2 protein-coding genes are annotated in these 981 nt (G+C 39.2%); both read right to left on the bottom strand.

All coding sequences use genetic code 11. The features are described from left to right. The coding region (locus A9G41_RS03035) for a DDE-type integrase/transposase/recombinase (RefSeq protein ID WP_075539321.1) at positions 1-651 on the bottom strand (651 nt) is incomplete at its 3' end. Further along, positions 651-908 (bottom strand): transposase, encoded by a 258-nt coding sequence (locus A9G41_RS03030; RefSeq protein WP_176700436.1) that lies wholly within the window; start codon positions 906-908, stop codon positions 651-653. The genes A9G41_RS03030 and A9G41_RS03035, both read right to left, overlap by 1 nt. Positions 909-981: the final 73 nt, after the last annotated feature.

Genomic DNA, 981 nt, shown 5'->3' with positions numbered 1-981 from the left:
TTCAATATAACCATTTTCATAAGGGCTACCGGGCTGGATATAATCAATGGCTATATCATGTGATTTAGCCCAGTTTATAAAGGTTTTTCCTGTAAATTCTGGTCCATTATCGACGCGTATTTTTAACGGATAACCATGATACTCCGCCAATTTATCCAAATAACGAGTCACTCTACCTGCGGGTAAACTCACACCAATATCAATACCTAATGCCTCACGATTAAAGTCATCGATGACATTGAATGTCCTAAAGCGACGTTGATTACGACTACTGTCACTCATAAAATCCATTGACCAACATTCACCTTGTTTATTGGGGGCTAATAACCTTTCCGGGCATCGTGGAGGAATGCGTTTTTTACGCTTTACCCTGAGATTAAGCTTTAATTCACAATACACCCGATATACCCGTTTATGATTCCATTGATAGCCGAGCTTTCTGATACGATTAAAACATTTAGGAAAGCCCCAGCGTAAATGCCGGTCTGTGATAGCATTCAACACCGAAACAATCACCGAATCATCCTGTAACTTAGCTTGATAATAGTAAGCACAACGGCTTAAACCAACAATGGCACAACTCATAGCAATAGTAACTGAATGATTTTGTTGTAGTTGCTGTGCCCACGTTTTACGTGCCCCTGTTGGCACTAAAGCTTTTTTATGATTTCTTCCTGAAGCTGGGATTTTAAGCTCAGTTCGGCAAACATCTGCTTAAGCTTGCAGTTTTCAGCCTCCAGCTCCTTTAAGCGTTTAATATCCGACGTTTCCATACCGCCGTATTTTTCTCGCCACTTATAGAAAGTTGAATTACCCATGCCATATTTGCGACAGAGTTCCTTGACAGGAATACCGGCTTCAGCTTCTTTTAAAATAGCGACGATTTGATGTTCAGTCATTTTTTTCATAATTAAATCCTCTTTTACTTTTATCATAGAGAATTTTCTACTTTTTGGCTGTACTATTTTAGGGGATAGTTAC

The sequence above is a fragment of the Gilliamella sp. Nev5-1 genome (assembly GCF_001690895.1).
In the GTDB taxonomy this organism is placed as follows: Bacteria; Pseudomonadota; Gammaproteobacteria; order Enterobacterales; family Orbaceae; genus Gilliamella; species Gilliamella apicola_C.
This window is presented reverse-complemented; position numbering and strand designations above follow the sequence as displayed.

What these genes read in the sequence shown, in the direction of transcription:
- A9G41_RS03030 (WP_176700436.1), bottom strand. Translation starts at nt 908, where the DNA reads ATGAAAAAAATGACTGAACATCAAATCGTCGCTATTTTAAAAGAAGCT.